A 19,545-nucleotide genomic window follows, 5' to 3' on the forward strand; every position below is an offset into this window, starting at 1 on the left:
GATCCCGCGGTCACCAGCTGTAGGCCGGGTCCACCTTCATGCACTGCTTGGTTGCGCCATTGAGTATGTTCGCCGACGTGGGGGTCTTGTTGTCCTCCTTCGGCGCCGTGTACGTGGTGCCCGACCGCCAGTCGGAACCCACGACGAGGGTGACGCCGGAGACATCCGTCGACTGCTCGACCGAACTCGCCGGGATACCGAGGGCCTTGGCGACCCGCTGGGCATCGCCCTTGAGGTCCGCGCTCGGGTAGCGGACCAGCGTCTTCTCCTCGGAGAGCACCGTCGAGGAGTCGGCCTTGGCCTCCGTGAAGCCGTCCTGGCCGAGGATCTGGGCCACCGCCCCGGCCCGTCCGCCCACCGGCGCCAGCGTGGACGTCCGGGTGCCGTTCTGCACCTGGACGGCGATCTTGTCATCACTGTCCGTCGGAGCCGTCGTGGCCTCGGTGGTCTTCTTCTTCGCACCCTTGCCGTCCAGCGGGATGTCCTCGCGCACCAGGCGGAACAGCTTCTCCGCGTCGCCCGGCTTGGGCACCACACGGGCACCCGCGTAGTCGTACGGCATCGTCGTCAGCGTGATGCGGTTCGAGGGCACCTTCTTCAACTCGGTGCTCAGGTCGTAGAGCTTCGTGACCGAGCCGAGCCCCTTGTCGACGGTGAGCGACGCGGTGGCCGTCTCCGCGAGCTTGCGGAGCTTGTTCGGATTGCTCAGGGTGGCGTTCTCACGCAGCTGGCGGACCATCGCGCCCATGTACTGGTGCTGGGCCTTGGTCCTGGCGATGTCGCTGCCGTCCTCGAACCCGTAGCGCGTGCGCAGCCACTGCAGGGCCTGTGTGCCCTTCACGGAGGTGGTGCCCGCCTTCAGCTTCAGGCCGGAGCCGTGGCCGGACGAGGTGTGCGAGTAGATGTTCTTGTCCACGCACACCGGGACGCCGCCTATCGCGTCCGCCATCGAGACCACGCCCGCGAAGTCGACCATGATGAAGTGGTCGATGTGGATGTCGGTGAGTTTCTCCCAGGTGGCCACCGAGCAGCCGGGGCCCCCGCGGCCCAGTGAGTCGTTCGTCATCGCCAGGGACGTCGTCGCCTGGTAGACCTCTCCCGACACGGGGTCGGTGCACTTGGGGAGCCGCAGCAGGGTGTCGCGGGGCATGCTGACCACCGACATGTTGGTGCGGTCCGCCGAGACGTGGAGCAGCATCTGGACGTCCGCGCGAGGGGCGCCCCCGAAGGTGTCCTTGGCGCCGCCGAGTTCCTGGTTCTCCTTGGTGTCGCGCGCGTCCGACCCGATGAGAAGGATGTTCAGCGGCATCTGACCCGCCGCGTTCGGCTTCGGCGCGGCCGCACGGTCCTTGGCGTCGCCGATGTTGAGGTCGTCCTTCTTGATGTTGTTGTTCAGGTGCTGGTAGTAGACGTATCCCGCGCCGGCGGTGCCGAGTATGACAACCGCCAGGACGGTCGCCGACCAGCGCAGCACCCGGCGTCTGCGACGCGGGCGCCCCTTCTGCCCGGTGCCCCTCCCGCCGCCGTGCCCGTCATGGCCGCCCCGCTTCTGCGGTGGACCGTCGGAGCCCTCCTGGGCGCCGTCGTCCTGCCGGTCGTAGAGGCTTTCGTCCCAGCCCAGTTCACCGGCCTGCCGCACATGTGGGCGCCCCCCCTTTCCACGCACACCGCTCTGCACCAAGTCCTGCCTCCCCACCCTGCGCCCGACAACGGGTCCGTCCCGCGAGCCGGGAGGACGCCCCGTCGCGCCTCCCGTGCTTCGCTGTTCGGCGGACCGGACGTGCGTCCCACCGGATATGTCTCGCGTTCAGTAACTAGACGCTTGACGCGCCCGACAGGATGCATCCCGTCGGGCGCGTCTTCGTCCTGCAAGACGCGCGTCGAACCCGTCAGGTCATCACGTCGAGCACACTTGCTTGTCCGCGGTGGACTTCACCAGGTCCGCCGGCGCCTTGATCGGCGCGGTCAGCGGAACTCCGGCCCCCTTGAAGTCCTTGCCGAGGGTCAGCACGATCGCGGGCAGGCCCTGGGAGTTCTTCTCGCTCTGGCCCGGCTTCATCGCCGACGCGGGCAGCCCCATGATGTCCGCCAGTTTGCGAGCCTGGTCGGCCTGGTCGGGAGCGTATTCAAGGGTCGTCTTGCTCAGGGGCGTGTCCGCGTTGCCGAGCTGGCTGGACTTGAGAACACCCTCGTTGTTCTGCAGCCAGTTGAGGGTCTCCTGCGCGCTGCCCCCCGGGGCGCCGCCGTTGTAGATGTCGACGCGGACATCGGCGGCAGCCGAGCGGGAGCCCTTGAGCCGGGCCGCCACCGCGCTGCTCTCCTTCTTCTGCTGCTGCTTGACCGCGGTCAGCGAGACATCGCTGCTGATCGTCTGGAAGAGCTGTCCGGCCGCCGGCTGCTGGAGCACCACCGTCGCCTTGATCTTCTCGGCCGGGTTGTCGTTGACCGGCACCGTGGTGAAGCTGATGTTCTTCGGCGGCACCTTCTTCAGCTCCAGGGCCACGTCCTTGAGCGTGCTCACCTTGCCGATGCCCTGGTCGACGGTGAGCGCCTTGGTCGCGGCCTCCGCCAGGTCGAGCAGCTTGCTCGGGTTGGTGAGCGTGTCGCTGGACGTCATCTTGCGGGCCAGGGCGCCGAGGAACTGCTGCTGCACCTTGATCCGGTCCAGGTCGCCCTGGTTGCCGAAGCTGTGCCGGGTGCGCACGAAGGCGAGCGCCTGCTCGCCCTCGATCACCGACTTCCCCTCGGGCAGTTTGAGGTGCGACTCCTTGTCGTCGATCGGCTTGCCCACGCAGACCTCGACGCCGCCCACCGCCGAGGTGAGCGTCTTCACCGCGTTGAAGTCGGCCATCATGAAGTGGTCCGGCGTGATGCCGGTGACCGCCTTGACCGTGCGCATCGTGCAACCGGGGTCGCGGCCGTCCTGACCCAGGCTGGTGTTGAAGCGGACGCCCTGCGTGCCCGGGATGACCTTGGTGCTGCCGTCGGGCTGCTTGGTCGGGCAGTCAGGCACGTCGACGATGAGGTCGCGCGGGATGCTGAGCGCGGTGGCGTTGGTCCGGTCCTTGGAGACGTGCAGCAGGACGTTTGTGTCCGCGTGCCCGACACTGCCCGTGTCCCCGTAGCCGGTGTTGCCCTTGCCGGTGCGCTTGTCAGTGCCGATGATCAGGATGTTGAAGGCCTCGTCCTTGCTGAAGCCGTTCTTCGCGGCACTGCCGACATCCGTCGTCGTGACGTTGCCCTCGAGGTGTCTGAGGTAGAGATAGCCGGCGCCCGTGACCGCGATGAGTATGAACGCCATGCTGCCGCCGGTCCACAGCAGCACCTTCTTGGCCTTGCCCTTCTTGGGCTTCGTGCGTCCGCGGCGCCGACCCGGCGGAGGCTCCTCGGGCGCCCCTCGTCGGCGGCGCTGCCCGGGCAGGGCGTCGGGGGCGGGTCCGTCCGGTGCCGGCCTTCGTGGGCCGGGTGCCGTTCGTGTGCCCCCCTGAGGTCCCTGCGACGGGTTTGCCCGCCGCGGTCTCGGCACGGACGAATGCGGTGCGGAAGGGCTCAGTCGCAGTTCGTATTCGCCGGTGCTCGGGTTGAGTACCCACTGGTCTGCGGGGTCGATGTTCTCTGCCCGCCCACGGCCTTGCGCGTCCACGGTTGTCCGAATCCTCCGTCGGGGCCACGCGGCGCCTTCCCCCTCGAGGCGCTCGGGTCTCTTCAGTCAGTGCGCGAACCGCGATGGATCTCACGGGCAGGGCACCGGGTCGCTCACACTATCCGCCCAGTTCAACGTCAAGCGACGGCGGTGACAAATTCCACTCCCATACAACCGGGCAATCTGCCCTAATTCCCAGTGAGTTCTTAGCTCAGACGTTCCTCGTCTTGGTGTGCGCTTTACCCGCAGGCGTCCTGGGTGGCCGTGTTTCCCCGAAAAGTGGGCGGGGGTGTCGGAGGCCGATCGGGAAGGACCGAGTCGGCTGCTGTCTTTCCATAGGACTTTCCGTCGCCGTACGACTGCTCACCGTCACGGTCATCGGCCGTCCTGGCGTGCGTTCCTGACGGCGAATTGGCGGCGACTTCCTTCGTGACCGCGACGGGCTGGTCCGCACGCAGCCGTGCGAAGAGTTCGTGCGCCTCGGGTTCGACGAGTTGGTCGCGATCGGTGTCGTACGGGTATGCGGTGCGCGGTGCCGTCAGGAACTGCACGTCGTCCGTGGGCAGGTTCCGCAGCCCGTGGACGAGGTCGTAGAGCCGGCGCAGGCTCGCGAGGCCGGGGTCCGCGGTCAGGGACGACGTGGCCGCGTCCAGCACGGGATACAGCTTCACGGGATTCAGCAGGACGCCGTCGCTGCGCACCTTGCTGACCAGTGCGCCGAGGAAGCGCTGCTGGCGTTCCATCCGTTCCGTGTCGCTGCCGTCGCCGAGGCTCTTGCGGGCGCGGACATAGCCGAGCGCCTGCTCGCCGTCGAGCGTCACCCGGCCCGCGGGCAGCTTCAGGTCTGCGGCCCGGTCGTCGATCGGCTGTTTCAGGCACACCTCGACGCCGTCGACAGCGTCGACCATCTTCGTGAAGCCCTCGAAGTCGACGACCATATGGTGATCGATCCGGATGTTCGTCAGTTTCTCGACGGTACGGATCGTGCACGCCGAACCGCCGTTCGCGAAGGCGTGGTTCAGCATCGTGAAGGCCGCCTCGCTCTGGCTGCCGTCCGGCCGCCGGCAACTGGGCACGTCCACCATCAGGTCGCGCGGGAGGGAGACGGCGGTGGCGCTGCGCCGGTCGGCCGCGAGGTGCAGAAGGATGGTGGTGTCGGACCGTTCGGTCCCCGAGTCCCGCCCGTACCGGCTGTTGCCGGCGCCCGACCGCGAGTCGGAACCGATGACGAGGATGTTCAGCGCACCGGGCGCGATCGAGGCGGGCCGCTCCTTCTCGTGGCGGGCGAGTTCGGAGGCGGCGTCGGTGTCCGCGGTGATGTTCGAGTCCAGCTTCTCGTACGCGACCCATCCGGCGCCCGCGGCCCCGAACAGCAGCACGGCCAGGCCGAGGGAGCAGCGGCATGTCCAGCGCCGGCGCCGGCGACGTCGGAGCCCGGTGCCCGTGGGGGTGGCGCCGACGGGTTCGCGGCGGCCGGGTGCGGCCGCCTTGGGCCGCCAGGGAGTGCTTTCGCTGGTCACTGGCGGGTGCACCCCCTAGAGGCGTACGAGCGTGCAGGGCTCTTACGACCATGACCCCGGGCCGGGGGCGGGGGTGGGCGGTGTTAGGCCGAACGGGGGACGGGGCGGGGTCCCGCCAACAGTGCGCGCAGAGGCCCGGACCGGGGCGGGACCGAGCCGGGAGTGCGGAAACGGGCAGGTGCCGTGCGCGGGCACCGGGCGGGCGGGAAGGCTTCCACCCGGTGCTTCCGGCGCCGCTCAGCCCAGCGCCGTCGCGGTGACCCGCTCGCTCTCGATCCGCTTCGCCAAAGAGTCCTCACCGAGCTGCTCCACGTGGCGGCACAGGACCACCGAGGCCCCGGTGGCCAAGGGCGCGTACAGCCCCGCGCTCAGCCCTTCCCAGGTGTCGTAGGGCAGTGCGGACAGCAGGCGCGAGCCGGGCCCCGTCAGGCCGAGATCGGGCGCGTCCCCACGAGCCCGCTCCACGACCTCCGCGGCCGTGTACTCCGCTCCGGCGACGATCAGCGCAGGCTCCTCCGGGGCGACCGGCGCGTAGGGCTGGAAGCGGTCGCCCTGGCTCGGCACCTCCACGGCGTAGTCGAGGAAGCCGTCGGGGGTCTGCGGGAAGCGACCGCCGAGGGGACGCAGGGCGAGGGCGACACGCTCCCCGGAGCAGGCGCGCGCCGCGTCGAGCGCGTCGGGTCCGCTCACGACCACGTCGGCCGCGCCTGCGTCGCCGCCGACGTCCGCGACGACGCCCACCGACGCGCACGCGAGCAGCCACACCGCCGTCTGCCAGTGGGCGGGCAGCAGCAGTGCGACGCGGTCACCGGGCTCGGCCGCGAGATCGCCCTGAAGGAGGTTGGCGGTCTTGGCCACCCAATTGGCGAAGGTGGCCACGGAGAGCTCGACGCGTTCACCTGTCGCGTCGTCGTAGAAGGTCACCAGGGGGCGTGCGGGGTCCGCGGCGAGCGCGGACCGCAGCAGGTCGGCGGAGGTGCGGTCGGTGGCGTTCACGCGCGCAAGGGTACGCGGGGCCGGCCGGCCGGGCTCAGCTGCGGGCGGGTGAACGTGCCACCGGTTCGGACGAGCAAATCCGACGGTCCGTCAATTCCGGTATGGACATATATGTCTGACTATGTTCAAGATCAGCAGCATGCGTGGATACTTTGCTTCTTCGATCGGTGTCGCGTGCGCGACCGTTCTGGCCCTGTCCGCTCCTCTTCCCGCCGCCGCGGCGGGAGGGCCGGGCGTGCACCGTCCACCGGCCACCCGGCCCGTCACCGGGGCCACGGTCCCCGGTAGCACCCAGTCGTTCCCCCTCGTCCCCCTCAACCCCGATCGTGCCGCCGGTACGGCGCCCGAGATGGGGCTGGCCCCCCAGTCCGTACGGTCCTTCTCGCTGGTCGGTGTCGTCTGGGACGACCCGGCCACCGAGCTGCACGGCCACGTCCAGATCCGCACCCGCGCGAGCGGCGCGGACCGGTGGTCCGCCTGGCAGGACGTCGAGACGCACAACCACGGCCATGGCCCGGATCCGGCTTCGGACGAGGGCAGTTCGTCCCGGATGCGCGGTTCGACCGCGCCGCTGTGGGTCGGCGACTCGGACGGTGTGGAGGTGCGGGTCCGCGCCGAGGCGGACCAGGTCGGCGGGACCCGGACGCCCACCCTCCCCGACGGTCTGCGGGTCGAGCTGGTCGACCCCGGAGCGGAGCCGGGGCAGGGCGCCCTCGCCCCGTCCTCGCAGGCCGACCCGGTGCAGCGGTCGGACGAGGACCTGCCCTACGGCGGGACCGGCGCGGATGCCATCGCCTCCGCCGTCGAGGCCGGGCTCGCGTCCCTGAACGCCTCGATGAACGCCTCGATGTTCCCCGCGCCGTCCGACGAGACGACGAACGAGGCCGACGTCGATCAGGCGGGGGAGGTGCGCGGTGGACCCTCGGCGGCCGCGAAGCCGTTCGCCGCGCCGCGTCCCCGCATCGTCACGCGCGGCGGCTGGGGTGCCGACGAGAGCCTGCGCGAGTCGGGCTTCGTCTACACCGGCAGCGTGAAGGCGGCCTTCGTGCACCACACGGCCTCGGGCAACAACTACACCTGCGCGCAGGCGCCTTCCGTCATCCGCGGTATCTACCGCTATCACGTGGTGAGCAGCGGCTGGCGGGACATCGGCTACAACTTCCTCATCGACAAGTGCGGAAACATCTACGAAGGGCGTGCAGGCGGCGTGGACAAGCCCGTGATGGGGGCCCACACCCTCGGGTTCAACACCAACACCACGGGGATCGCCGTCCTCGGCTCCTTCACCAGCACCGCGCCGTCGGCCGCCGCCGTCAACTCCGTCGCCGCACTCACCGCGTGGAAACTCGGCCTCACCGGCATCGATCCGCGTGGCACGACATACCTGACGTCCGGCGGTGGCAATCTCTACCCAAAGGGAGCGAACGTACGACTGAACGTGATCTCCGGCCATCGTGACGGGTTCGCCACTGAGTGCCCTGGAAAGCTGCTCTACGGCAAACTCGGCTCGATCCGCACCGCCGCGGCCCGTCTGCAGGGCCGCTGAGGTCGGGGCCGTCGCCCGACGTCGTACCGACCACCCGCACGATGTCGTGCGGTGACCGCCACTCACCGCACGACCCCGGCACCAGCCGTACGAGTTCTTCCGCACGAAGGTGTGCGGAGGCGCCCCACACCCAGCCGTCGAAGGACACCCCACTGTCATCGAAGGCGCCTCTAACGGTCCTCATAACGCCTTTAGCGGTCCTCTCAACACGGTCTGCATACACTGGCCGGCCGATCGAACCGTTCGGCCGGTCCCGGCAGGAAGCAGAGACGACAGGTGACAGAAGCGATCCTCCTGGTCGGCGGCAGGGGCACCCGGCTGCGCCCGCTCACGGTGCACACGCCGAAGCCCATGGTCCCGGCGGCCGGGGTCCCCTTCCTCACACACCAACTGGCGCGGGCGAGAGCGGCGGGCGTGGAGCACATCGTGCTCGCCACCTCGTATCTGGCCGAGGTCTTCGAACCCCACTTCGGTGACGGCTCGGCCCTCGGGCTCCGGCTCGAGTACGTCACGGAGGAGGAGCCGCTCGGCACGGGCGGTGCCATCCGCAACGTGGCGAGCCGTCTCCACTCGGGACCGGACGAGCCGGTCCTGATCTTCAACGGCGACATCCTCACGGGCCTGGACATCCGCGCCCTCGTCCAAACCCACCGGACGTCGGGCGCCGATGTGTCCCTGCACCTCACGAAGGTGGCGGACCCGAGGGCCTACGGCCTGGTCCCCACGGACGGCACGGGAAGGGTGACGGCGTTCCTGGAGAAGCCGCAGACCCCGGAGGAGATCGTCACCGATCAGATCAACGCCGGGGCATACGTGTTCCGCCGCTCGGTGATCGACACCATTCCGGAGGGCCGCCCGGTCTCGGTCGAACGGGAGACCTTCCCGGACCTCCTGGCCGCCGGTGCCCATCTGCAGGGCATGGTGGACTCGACGTACTGGCTGGACCTCGGCACCCCGGCGGCCTTCGTCCGCGGTTCGTCGGACCTGGTCCTCGGGCGGGCCCCGTCGCCCGCCGTGCCCGGCCGCTGCGGCGACCGCCTGATCCTGCCGACGGCCTCGGTGGCCACGGACGCGAAGCTGACGGGCGGCACGGTGGTCGGCGAGGGAGCGTTCGTCGGGGAGGGTGCCCGGATCTCCGGCAGCACGCTGCTCGCGGGCGCCGTCATCGAACCCGGCGCGGTCATCACGGACTCACTGATCGGCGCCCGCTCCCGCATCGGCGAGCGCTCGGTCGTCTCCGGCGCGGTCATCGGGGACGGCGCGGTGGTCGGCGCGGACAACGAACTCCGCGACGGCGTACGGGTCTGGTGCGACGCACGGATCCCCGCGGGCGCGGTGCGCTTCTCGTCGGACCAGTAGGGCGTCGGACCAGTAGGACACGGCCCAGGGGCCGGGGCCCGCCGCCCCGGCCCCTGCAACCGCCCGATCACAACCGTCCGATGTCCCCGCGCGGCATCTTAGGAGCACGTCGCGGCGGCACACATCCGCTCAGCAGGATCAGCCGCGCCGCCCGATGCCGCTGTCCCGCATAGGGCTCCAGCAGCGACAGCATCAACTCGTCGTCCGCGTTGCGGTCGCCGGCGAGCGCGTAGCCGACGATGCCCGGCAGGTGCAGATCCCCGACGGTCACCGAGTCCGCCGCCCCATGACTGCGCTGCACGGTCTCCGCGGAGGTCCACGGCCCGATCCCGGACACCAGCTCCAGCCGCGCCTGTGCCCGGGCCGGTTCCATCGCCGTCGCCTGCTCCAGGCGCGCCGCGACCCGTACCGCCCGAAGGATCGTCGAAGCCCGCTTGTTGTCGACCCCGGCCCGGTGCCACTCCCACGACGGAATCAGCGACCACGTCCGCGGCGCCGGCATCACATGCATCCGCCCCGGCGCGGGACCCGGCGCCGGCTCACCGAACTTCCGAACGAGCAGGCGCCACGCCCGGTACGCCTCGTCCGTCGTGACCTTCTGCTCCAGGACCGACGGGATCAGCGACTCCAGGACCAGACCCGAGCGCATCAACCGCAGCCCAGGCCGGCGGTGTCGTGCGAGCGCGACCAGCCGGTGCCGCGGTTCGAAGACGCCGGGGTCGTCCGACGCACCGAGCATCTCGGGCAGTTGCTCCAGCAGCCACTCCGCGCCCGGGCCCCACGCTTCCGCCTCGGCGGTTCCGGCGCGTAGCGCGACCCGCAGGGTGCCCGGGCCCACCGGGGTGAGGCTCGCCCGCCAGACCGAACCGTCGGGCGTCGTCCGGAACGTGGGATCGGCGGGGCCGCGCCGCAACGGCCCGAGCACCAGCCCGAGGTCGAGCGGCCCGGGCGGCGTCCAGGACCGTCGGCGGCCGGGGACGGTGCCCTGCCGCGGCACACCCGCGGGCACGACGACATGCCCACCGCGCGCGGTGGTGGGAGTGGGGCGCTGAGCGAATCGTCCGGCCACGGGTGACGTCCTGGTGATGCTGGGGTGTCCTACGAGGGTAGAGGGCGCGGTGCCGCGAGGGGCGGCAGTCCACGACACAACGGGCCCCCGGTCCGCGGCGCCGCGGACCGGGCGCGTGCTCACCGCACTTCGATGAACGCCCCGGCGTCCCGCTCCGGCCGGGCCCTCGGCTCCTCGGCTGCGTGCCCCACGGCCACGGCGCCCATCGGGTCCCAGTTCCGCGGCAGGTCCAGCACCTCGCGGACGGCGTCCCGGCAGAACATGGTCGACGACACCCAGGCCGAGCCCAGCCGCTCCCCGGCGAGCGCGACGAGCAGGTTCTGCACGCCTGCGCCGGTCGCGACCACGAACATCTCCCGCTCGGCCGCGTCCCGCCTGACGTCGCCGTAGGTGTGGGAGCCGTCCATCACCATGCAGGGCACGACCAGGCAGGGCGCGTTGCGCAGTACGTCCCCGCGCCGGATCCGCTTGGCGATCGACTCCTCGGTCTTCCCGTCCCGCCGCAGGTCGGCGATCCAGGCGTCACGCATCGCGTCCAGGAGCCGGGTCCTCGACTCCTGCGACTCCAGGAGCACGAACCGCCACGGCGTCGTGTGGTGCGGTGCCGGAGCGGTCACGGCGGCGGCCACCGCACGGCGCACGGCACCGGGGTCGACCGGTTCGTCGGTGAAGGTCCGCACCGTCCGCCGCTGGGTCACCGCCTCCCGGACCGCCTCGGAGGTGCCCAGCCGGAACATGTCGTCGCGCGCGACGCGCACCATCGTGCGGGCGCCCTCGCCGTCGTCGTCGGCCACCACATGGGAAAGGCCGCGCACGACGGCGACCGGCAGCCCGGCGGCCTTGCCCTTGACCAGATCGCCGGCGGCGGCCAGTTCGTCCGCGGTGGCGACGACGGTCGCGCTGAGCGGATTGCCGTGCGCGTCCGTGCCGCCGCGCAGGTCGTCCAGGACCCGTACGCCCGCGGCACCGACTGCGACATCGGTGAGTCCGGTGCGCCACGGCCTTCCGAAGGTGTCCGTCACGATCACGCCGACGTCGACACCGAGCGTGTCCCGCAGCCCCTCCCGCAGGGTCCGCGCCGAGGCGTCGGGGTCCTCGGGCAGCAACAGCACGGTCCCCGCCGGGGTGTTGGAGGCGTCGACCCCGGCGGCGGCCATCACGAGCCCCTGGCGGTTCTCCACGATCCGCAGCGGCCCGCGCCGGGCCACGACGCGCACCGTCTCGGCGTCGATGGCGGCCTCCCGGTCGTCCGCGTGCACGACGCGTCCCTCGGCCTTGGACACGATCTTCGACGTGACGAGCAGGACGTCCCCGTCGACGAGACCGGGTTCGCAGGCCGCGATCAGCTTGGCGAGGTCGTCCCCGGGACGTACCTCGGGCAGCCCGGGCAGGGCCCAGACCCGGTAGCCGGGTGTTTCGCTCACGCCGTCCGCACCTCCTCCGCGAGGGCCAGTGCCTCGCGGGCCATCCGGGCCGTCGACTCGAGGTCGGTCATCATCAGCGGCACCGCGCGGCAGCGGATGCCCGCGGCCTCCACACGGTCCACGACGGCCGCGTCCACCGTGTCCACGAGCCAGCCGTCCAGCAGCCCCGAGCCGTAGTGCTCGGCGACCGCCGCGGCCGTCGACTCGACACCGACCGCCGCGAGCACCTTGTCGGCCATCCCGCGCACGGGCGCGTCGCCGACGATGGGGGACAGACCCACCACCGGCACTCCGGCGTCCGCGATCGCCTCGCGGATGCCGGGCACCGCGAGGATCGTGCCGACGGAGACGACGGGGTTGGACGGCGGGAAGAGGATGACGTCCGCCTCCGCGATCGCCTCCAGGACACCCGGGGCGGGCTTCGCCTGCTCGGCGCCGACCGGTACCACCGCCTCGGCCGGCACGGAGGCGCGCAGCCGCACCCAGTACTCCTGGAAGTGGATCGCCTTGCGCTCGCCGTCCAACTCGACGGCGACATGGGTCTCGACACGGTCGTCCGACATGGGGATGAGCCGGACGCCCGGCTTCCAGCGGTCGCACAGTGCTTCCGTGACCGTGCTGAGCGGATAGCCGGCACCCAGCATCTGGGTCCGCACGATGTGCGTGGCGAAGTCGCGGTCGCCCAGTCCGAACCACTCCGGCCCGACGCCGTAGGCCGCGAGCTCCTCCTTGAGGTGGAAGGTCTCGTCGGCCCGGCCCCAGCCCTGTTCCTCGTTGATGCCGCCGCCGAGGGTGTACATCACCGTGTCGAGGTCCGGGCAGACCTTCAGCCCGAAGAGGTGGATGTCGTCGCCGGTGTTGCCGATGACCGTGATGTCCGCGTCGGGCACCGCCCGCTTCAGACCACGCAGAAACCGGGCACCGCCGATGCCGCCTGCCAGAACCACAATGCGCATGGGGGCCAGTCTTGCAGGCGGGCAGGACAGTGCGTGACCCGGTTGTGGAGCCTCGGCACACCCGGCGCCGGGGCGGGGTCCTGTTCAGGCGGTGACCGCGCCCGCCGTTCCGTCGCGGTGGGCGGCGCACGCCGAGACCGTCCCCGCTCCGGTCGACCGGAGCGGGGACGCCGTGAGCATCGGCATCTCGGTCAGCCCCGGGAAGTACACGTGCAGGCTCACGGCCGGCTCCAGCGTGTCGTTCACCACTTCGTGCACATATCCCGGCGCGAACACGCGTTGCGCCCCCGCACGCAACGCGCGGGTGGCGCGCTCCGTGCGCTCGGTGAGTGCGCCGTCCAGAACGGTCAGCACGCCGGACGAACGCCCGTGGTCGTGCAGTCCGCTGCCCTGCCCCGGCACCCAGGACAGCAGCCAGACCTCGTAGCCGGGGCCGGTCTGCAGCCGGTGGTACCAGCGGGAGGCGGCGTCGTACTGCACGAGGGAGGCCCACCTGGCGCGGTCGGTGGCGATGGCGCGGGCGAGGCCTGCGAACTCGGCCACGGTGGAGGGGTGCTCGCGCGGCGGCTGGAGCAGATGCGGTACTTCGAGGATGTCGCCGGCGATCTGGAGGTCGCTGTCGCTGTTCATGGGTGCGGAGGTTCCTCGGCGGAAGGGTGCGGGGGGCTGGGTGTCGTGTGCCGTCCGCCCGGGTCACGGGCGCGGCGCGGGCCCTGGTACGGGCGCGGTTAACAACAGCCGAGTCGGGTGGACTCAGGAGCGGCCGGAGCGGTGGGGCAGGCTCAACAGCCGGAACAGCAACAGCTACAGCGTGCGCGGGCAGCACCGAGCAACCCGACGGGGCGGGTCGAGGCGGCAGCCGAGTTCACGAGCATGCTCACTAGGACATCGGTTCACACCTTCGCTGTCAACTTCGGTCCCGGAATGTGGGAACTGTTTCACCCCATCCGGTTCATCTGACAGATAAAAGGTTTGTGCAGGGGGAGTCAGGGACACATGGAGCGCACCGCCGGACGTGTGGACGCCGTTGCGATCTCGTGATCCGACTGTGATCCGGTTCGCTTCGCCGTTCACGTCGGAACGAGATCGAACTTGTGGGCGTCCTTCCCTGTGGGGGCGGGCAGCTCGCGCGGACTCCCGATGGCTGTCAGGGTTTATGCCGATTTGAACACTTTCCGCAAAGCCTTGGTTCCGCAGAGTGAATAAGGGGCCCAATAGCAGATCTCGGCTTGACTGGCCCGGATCGGCACACTTGTAATTTCACTCGTGTCGTTCAGCCGAAATCGGTAACGGCTACATCACGGGGACGCGAAAGACTGACGAGGGGCGCACATGACCGAGCTGGTGCAGCAACTGCTGGTCGACGACGCGGACGAGGAACTCGGCTGGCAGGAGCGCGCGCTGTGCGCCCAGACCGACCCCGAGTCCTTCTTTCCCGAGAAGGGCGGCTCCACCCGCGAGGCCAAGAAGGTCTGCCTCGCCTGTGAGGTCCGCTCCGAGTGCCTCGAGTACGCGCTCGCCAACGACGAGCGGTTCGGCATCTGGGGCGGTCTGTCCGAGCGGGAGCGCCGGCGCCTCAAGAAGGCCGCCGTCTGACGCCCACGGACCGCGAACCGTCCTCGAGGACGTCCCGGGAAGAGCGTGTGCACGGGCCTCTCGCCGGTCCTTCGGCTGGCGATGAAAGGCGCACATCCATACGTAACGAACGGCCCCGCGCCGAGAGGTTGTCCACAGGCGGCGGACCGTGATCTTGTCCAGCGGTTAGTGTGGGCCTCCGTCCGAGACGTCCCGCTGCCCCCCTCGGGGCACAGGCGTCCACCGCAGTCCATCGAACCGGGGCCCGTACCTCGATGTCCGTGCACAGCCATACGGCGGCCCAACACAACGCCGCCACGCCAGAGTTCCCGCGTCACGTGGTCACCGCGGTGCTCGTCGCCCACGACGGCGCCCGCTGGCTGCCCGACGCGCTCACCGGGCTGCTCGGCCAGGAGCGCCCCGTGCAGTACGCCGTGGCTGCCGACACCGGCAGCGCGGACGCCTCCGCACAGCTGCTTTCCGAGGCCCTCGGCCCCGATCGCGTCCTGCACCTCGCCCGCCGTACCGGCTTCGGCCAGGCCGTCGAGGAGGCGAACCGCAGCGCGCCCGTGCTGAGCCCCGAAGATCTTCCCTATCTCAAACGCCCCAGCGGCTGGGACCCCGTCACCCGCACCTGGCGCGACGAGGCGTACGAGATGCCGGAGCTGCCGTACGGCGAGCCGGTGCACTGGCTGTGGCTTCTGCACGACGACTGCGCGCCCGAGCCCGACGCCCTGGCCGAGATGCTCCGCCTCGTGGAGAACGAACTCGAGCTGGGCCGGGACGACGTGGCCGTCGTCGGCCCCAAGCTCCGGGGCTGGTACGACCGCCGGCAGCTCCTCGAGGTCGGCGTGACCATCGCCAACTCCGGTCGCCGCTGGACCGGTCTGGACCGCCGCGAACAGGACCAGGGCCAGCACGACCACATCCGCCCGGTGCTGTCCGTCTCCACGGCCGGCATGCTCGTCCGGCGCGACGTCTTCGAGGAGCTGGGCGGGTTCGACCGTCATCTGCCGCTGATGCGCGACGACGTCGACCTGTGCTGGCGCGCCAACGCGGCGGGACACCGCGTCCTCGTCGCCCCCGACGCGGTCGTGCGCCACGCCGAGGCGGCCTCCCGCGAGCGCCGCGCCGTCGACTGCGTGGGCCGCACCGCGGCCTCCCCGCACAAGGTCGACAAGGCGGGCGCCGTCTACACCCTCCTCGTCAACGCGCGCACGGCACAGCTGCCCTGGATCCTGCTGCGGCTGGTGCTCGGCACCCTGCTGCGCACGGTGGCCTATCTCGTCGGCAAGGTGCCCGGACAGGCCCTCGACGAGATCCGCGGCCTGCTGGGCACGGCGCTGCGGCCCGAGCGGATCATCGCCGGCCGCCGAAGGCGCGGCCGCCCGCTGGTCGACAAGGACGAGCTGCGGCCGTTGTTCCCGCCGCGGGGAGCGACCGTCCGGGCCACCTTCGAACAGGCCGCGAGCAACCTCGTGGGTCGCTCCGACCCCGAGGTCTCCGCGGCCGGCCGGCACGGCGCGGGCCTGGAGTCCGGACCCGGGGGTGACGACGCCGACTTCCTGGAGGTCGAGCAGTTCGCCCGGCTCAAGCGCATCGGCCGCAAGCCCGGACCTGTGCTCTTCGTCGTCCTCCTGGTCTTCTCCCTCATCGCCTGCCGTGCCCTGCTGGGCGGTGGCGCGCTCGCCGGCGGAGCGATGCTGCCCGCGCCCGCCGACTCCTCCGAGCTGTGGTCGCGGTATCTCGACGCCTGGCATCCGGTCGGTGCGGGCGGCACCCAGTCCGCGCCGCCCTACCTCGCCCTCGTCGCCCTGCTGTCGAGCATTCTGTTCGGCTCCACCGGACTCGCGGTCACGGTGCTGCTCGTCTGCTCCGTGCCGCTGGCCGGCCTCACGGCGTACTTCGCCTCGCGGCCGCTCGTCGAGTCGCGGCTGCTGCGTGCGTGGGCGTCCGTCGCCTACGCCTTCCTGCCCGCCGCCACCGGCGCGCTCGCGGGCGGCCGCATCGGCACGGCGGTCCTCGCGGTGCTGCTGCCGCTCATCGCGCGCGCGGCCGTCGCCGCCGGAGGCCTCGCCCACGCCTCGGGCACCCGCGGCAGCTGGCGCGCCACCTGGGCCTACGCCCTGCTGCTGACGATCACCACCGCGTTCACCCCCATCGTGTGGCCGATCGCCCTGGTGCTCGGCGTCGCGCTGCTCGCGGTGCGCAGGAGCGACATCGTCGCCTACGGCCTGCGTTTCCTCGTCCTGCTGGGCACCCCGCTGCTGCTCCTCGCCCCCTGGTCGCTGTCGCTGCTGCCCTTCGGCTTCTTCAAGGAAGCGGGTCTCGACTACGGCAAGAGCGCGGCCTCCGCCTCGGACCTGCTCGGAGCGAGCCCGGGCGGTCCCGGCACCGTCAGCGGGCTGATGCTGATCGGCATCGTGCTCGCCGCGCTGGCCGCCCTGATGCGCTCCGAACGAGCGGCCGGCATCCGGACGGCATGGGCGGTCGCACTGGTGGCCCTCGTCTTCGCGGTCCTGTCCAACGGCTCCGCCTGGGCCGGACCCGCGACCCTCGTCTACGGCCTGGCGCTCCTGTCGGCGGCGGTCGTCGGCGCCGACGGCGCCCAGGAGCGCGTGGCCGAGCAGAGCTTCGGCTGGCGTCAGCCCGTCGCCGCGCTCATCGCGTTCGCCTCCGCGGCCGGCCCCCTGCTCATCGCCGCCGGCTGGATGATCCGCGGTGCCGACGGGCCCCTGGAGCGGCGCGACGCCGTGCAGGTGCCCGCGTTCGTGGCCGAGGAGGGCGGCACCTCCGACCAGGCCCGGACCCTCGTCCTCGACAGCCAGTCCACCGCACGCGTCGGATACACGCTGGTCCGCGGTTCCGGCGCCCGCCTCGGCGACGGTGAACTCGCCACGCAGGACGGCGAGAACAGAAACCTCGACAAGGTCGTCGCCAATCTCGTCGCGGGTTCCGGCGCCGACCAGGCCGACGAGCTCGGCGGCTTCGCCGTGCGTTACGTCCTCGTCCGCAAGGGCGCTCCGCGCGAGATCAGCCGGGTGCTGGACGCCACGCCCGGACTGACCCGGCTCAGCCAGCAGGACGGCAGCGCCCTGTGGCGGGTGGACCGGCAGGTCTCCCGGGCGGCGATCGTGAGCGGCTCCGCCGCGCCGGAGGCCGTCCCGGCCGGGCCCGTCGACATCCACTCGAAGATCCCGTCCGGTGCCGAGGGCCGTGTCCTGCGGATCGCCGACACCGCGGACGCCGGCTGGACCGCGACCCTGGACGGCAGGCCGCTGACCCGCACCACGGTCGACGGCTGGGCCCAGGGCTTCGAACTGCCCTCCTCCGGCGGCACGTTGGACCTCACGTACGACACACCCATCGGCCACACGGCATGGCTGTGGGCACAGGGCGCACTCGCCGTCGTCGTGCTGGTGCTGGCCCTGCCGGGCCGCCGCCGCGATGTCGACGACGACCTCCCCGAGGAGCGGTTCGTGCCCGTGCAGGACACCACCGGCGAGGGCCGCCGCGCCCGCAGGCTGCGCGCTCAGGCGGAGGCGGAGGCGGAGGAGCAGGCACCCGACGCCGACGCGCCGGCGCCGCCTCCGGAGGAGCAGCCCGCGCAGGTCCCGCAGCAGCCGGTGTACGACGAGTGGGACACGGCCGGCTACGGGAACGGCGAGTACGGCACCTACGGCGGCGATCAGTACCAGGGCGTCCCGCAGCAGTACGCGCAGGGCACCTACGAACAGCAGCCGTACCAGGGCGACCCCTATGAGGGCGCCCAGTACGACCCCTACGCCTACGGGAACCCCGCGCAGTACGACCAGACGTACACCCAGGGCTACGCCATGCCGTACGACCCGGCGCACGGCACCGACCATGAGCGCCCCGACGGGAGCCAGCAGTGAAGCGCACGACCCTGTCCCTGATCGCCGGCACGACCGCGCTCGCCGCCGTCACCGGCTTCGCGGCGATCACGGCTCCGTCCGCCTCCGGCAGCGGCGCGGCGAAGCCGGCTGCCCGGCTGCCCGTGGAGCAGACCCGGCTGCTGTGCCCCGAGCCGAGCACCTCCGACATCGCCGACACCACGTACACGTCCTTCACACCGCTCGCGCAGGGCACGGACGGCGGCGGCAAGGCCCAACTCGTCGCGGCGGGCGAGCAGTCGGCGGACGCCTCGGGCTCCTCCCAGAGCGGGAAGAGCGGCAAGGACGGCAAGAGCGGCAAGAGCACGAAGAAGTCCGATGCGCCCACCGTGACCCCCAAATCGCCCGGGACACCGGTCACCGGGGACGGCTCGGGTTCGGACACGCCCGCGCTGATCGGCACGGCCACGGGCCGGTTCGCACCCGGCTGGACGGTCCAGGAGACGACCCAGGTCGCCGCGGGTACCGGTCGTGGGCTGCTGGGCACCAACTGCACCGCCCCGGACACGGAGTTCTGGTTCCCTGGCGCAAGCACCGCCGGCACCCGCACCGACTACGTGCACCTGACCAACCCGGACGACTCCGCCGCGGTCGTCGACATCGAGCTGTACGGCAAGGACGGCAACCTCAAGTCGGTGGTCGGCGAGGGCATCACCGTCCAGCCGCACTCCACCGAGCCGGTCCTGCTGTCCACGCTCGCCGCGGCGAAGGAGAACGACCTCACGGTCCACGTCAGCGTCCGCAGCGGCCGGGTCGCCGCAGCCGTGCTGGCCCTCGACGACAAGCTGGGCGGCGACTGGCTGCCCGCCTCCACGGACCCGGCGAGCTCACTCGTGCTGCCCGGCATCCCGAAGGACGCCACGGACGTCCGACTGATCGCCTTCGCGCCCGGTGACGCCGACGCCGATCTGAAGGTGCGCCTCGCTTCGCCCTCCGGGCAGATCACCCCCGCCGGGAACGAGACGCTGCATGTGAAGGGCGGCATGACCACGGCGGTGGATCTCGGACCGCTCACGCGCGGCGAGGCGGGCTCCCTGGTGCTGTCCGCCGGCGACAGCCCGGTCCCGGTGGTGGCCGCCCTGCGGGTGGTCCGGGGCAAGGGCGACAAGCAGGAGTCGGCGTTCATCCCGGCCACCGCCCCGGTCGGTACGCGTGCGTCGGTCGCGGACAACAGCGCCAAGGGCAGCACCCTCGCGCTGACCGCTGTGGGCGGCTCGGCCACGGTCAAGGTGACCGCCTCGGCGGGCAGCGAGGGCGGCACCGCGGCGACCAAGAAGTACACGATCAAGGGGGGCACGACCCAGAACGTGGAGGCACCCGTGCCCAACAACCTCAAGGGCACCTATGCGCTCACGGTCGAGCCGCTCTCCGGCGGCCCCGTCCATGCCGCCCGCATCCTCCAGACCACGATGGAGGGGGTGCCGGCGTTCACGGTGCAGACCCTTCCCGACGACCGGGGGACGGTCGCGGTGCCGCAGGCCGACGAGGACCTGTCGGTGCTGCTGAAGAAGTGACGGGCCGGGGCCCGCGGGCCCCGGCCGGC

13 protein-coding genes are annotated in these 19,545 nt (G+C 71.5%); 5 read left to right on the plus strand and 8 right to left on the minus strand.

Features of this window, described 5'->3' with window-relative positions; translation table 11 throughout:
• Nucleotides 1–10 precede the first annotated feature (10 nt).
• The 4 genes from RCR19_RS22145 to RCR19_RS22160 all read right to left on the minus strand — a co-directional run bounded on the left by RCR19_RS22145 (nucleotide 11) and on the right by RCR19_RS22160 (nucleotide 6,159).
• Nucleotides 11–1,681 carry an LCP family protein gene (locus RCR19_RS22145; RefSeq protein WP_331266704.1) on the minus strand — a complete coding sequence of 557 codons (1,671 nt, stop codon included), beginning with the start codon at nucleotides 1,679–1,681 and terminating at the stop codon, nucleotides 11–13.
• 216 nt (nucleotides 1,682–1,897) lie between these two features.
• On the minus strand, nucleotides 1,898–3,643 hold the full coding sequence (locus RCR19_RS22150) for an LCP family protein (protein WP_331266705.1): 1,746 nt from the start codon (nucleotides 3,641–3,643) through the stop codon (nucleotides 1,898–1,900).
• Nucleotides 3,644–3,882: 239 nt separating this feature from the next.
• Nucleotides 3,883–5,163, minus strand: a complete 1,281-nt coding sequence (locus RCR19_RS22155) for an LCP family protein (protein ID WP_331266706.1) — start codon at nucleotides 5,161–5,163, stop codon at nucleotides 3,883–3,885.
• Between the two features lie 237 nt (nucleotides 5,164–5,400).
• Nucleotides 5,401–6,159: a TIGR03089 family protein gene (locus RCR19_RS22160; protein WP_331266707.1), complete on the minus strand. Its 759-nt coding sequence runs from the start codon at nucleotides 6,157–6,159 to the stop codon at nucleotides 5,401–5,403.
• Between the two features lie 139 nt (nucleotides 6,160–6,298).
• Between RCR19_RS22160 and RCR19_RS22165 the strand changes: the two genes are divergently transcribed.
• Both RCR19_RS22165 and RCR19_RS22170 read left to right on the plus strand, forming a co-directional pair.
• Entirely contained in the window at nucleotides 6,299–7,705 is a 1,407-nt protein-coding gene (locus RCR19_RS22165) for a peptidoglycan recognition protein (protein ID WP_331266708.1), read from the plus strand.
• 276 nt (nucleotides 7,706–7,981) lie between these two features.
• Nucleotides 7,982–9,064, plus strand: a complete 1,083-nt coding sequence (locus RCR19_RS22170) for an NDP-sugar synthase (protein ID WP_331266709.1) — start codon at nucleotides 7,982–7,984, stop codon at nucleotides 9,062–9,064.
• A gap of 67 nt (nucleotides 9,065–9,131) precedes the next feature.
• Here the strand turns inward: RCR19_RS22170 and RCR19_RS22175 are convergent, their stop codons facing one another.
• From RCR19_RS22175 to RCR19_RS22190, 4 genes are all read right to left on the minus strand, one after another.
• A complete protein-coding gene (locus tag RCR19_RS22175; RefSeq protein WP_331266710.1) occupies nucleotides 9,132–10,133 on the minus strand; it encodes a DNA-3-methyladenine glycosylase 2 family protein in 1,002 nt (333 codons plus the stop codon).
• A 119-nt stretch (nucleotides 10,134–10,252) separates the two neighbouring features.
• Entirely contained in the window at nucleotides 10,253–11,557 is a 1,305-nt protein-coding gene (locus RCR19_RS22180) for a coenzyme F420-0:L-glutamate ligase (protein WP_331266711.1), read from the minus strand.
• Nucleotides 11,554–12,513, minus strand: coding sequence for a 2-phospho-L-lactate transferase (gene cofD, locus RCR19_RS22185; RefSeq protein WP_059130793.1), 960 nt, complete (start codon nucleotides 12,511–12,513; stop codon nucleotides 11,554–11,556). The genes RCR19_RS22180 and cofD overlap by 4 nt, the downstream gene beginning before the upstream one ends.
• 84 nt (nucleotides 12,514–12,597) lie before the next feature.
• Entirely contained in the window at nucleotides 12,598–13,143 is a 546-nt protein-coding gene (locus RCR19_RS22190) for a cysteine dioxygenase family protein (protein ID WP_331266712.1), read from the minus strand.
• 702 nt (nucleotides 13,144–13,845) lie between these two features.
• Between RCR19_RS22190 and RCR19_RS22195 the strand changes: the two genes are divergently transcribed.
• The 3 genes from RCR19_RS22195 (at nucleotide 13,846) to RCR19_RS22205 (ending at nucleotide 19,516) form a co-directional block, all read left to right on the plus strand.
• The gene (locus RCR19_RS22195) at nucleotides 13,846–14,109 is read left to right on the plus strand and encodes a WhiB family transcriptional regulator (protein ID WP_003975777.1); all 264 of its coding nucleotides are present in this window, start codon (nucleotides 13,846–13,848) and stop codon (nucleotides 14,107–14,109) included.
• Nucleotides 14,110–14,363: 254 nt separating this feature from the next.
• Entirely contained in the window at nucleotides 14,364–17,984 is a 3,621-nt protein-coding gene (locus tag RCR19_RS22200) for a glycosyltransferase (RefSeq protein WP_331266713.1), read from the plus strand.
• A complete protein-coding gene (locus RCR19_RS22205; protein WP_331266714.1) occupies nucleotides 17,981–19,516 on the plus strand; it encodes a DUF5719 family protein in 1,536 nt (511 codons plus the stop codon). Before RCR19_RS22200 ends, RCR19_RS22205 begins: the two co-directional genes overlap by 4 nt.
• The last annotated feature ends 29 nt before the right edge of the window (nucleotides 19,517–19,545 follow it).

It is taken from the genome of Streptomyces sp. WAC07094 (assembly GCF_036320405.1).
Lineage (GTDB): Bacteria > Actinomycetota > Actinomycetes > Streptomycetales > Streptomycetaceae > Streptomyces > Streptomyces lannensis.

Excerpts from the sequence above, each read along its gene's own strand:
- RCR19_RS22190 (WP_331266712.1), bottom strand. The coding sequence starts at position 13,143 with ATGAACAGCGACAGCGACCTCCAGATCGCCGGCGACATCCTCGAAGTA.
- cofD (WP_059130793.1), bottom strand. The coding sequence starts at position 12,513 with ATGCGCATTGTGGTTCTGGCAGGCGGCATCGGCGGTGCCCGGTTTCTG.
- RCR19_RS22165 (WP_331266708.1), top strand. The coding sequence starts at position 6,299 with ATGCGTGGATACTTTGCTTCTTCGATCGGTGTCGCGTGCGCGACCGTT.
- RCR19_RS22195 (WP_003975777.1), top strand. The coding sequence starts at position 13,846 with ATGACCGAGCTGGTGCAGCAACTGCTGGTCGACGACGCGGACGAGGAA.
- RCR19_RS22200 (WP_331266713.1), top strand. The coding sequence starts at position 14,364 with ATGTCCGTGCACAGCCATACGGCGGCCCAACACAACGCCGCCACGCCA.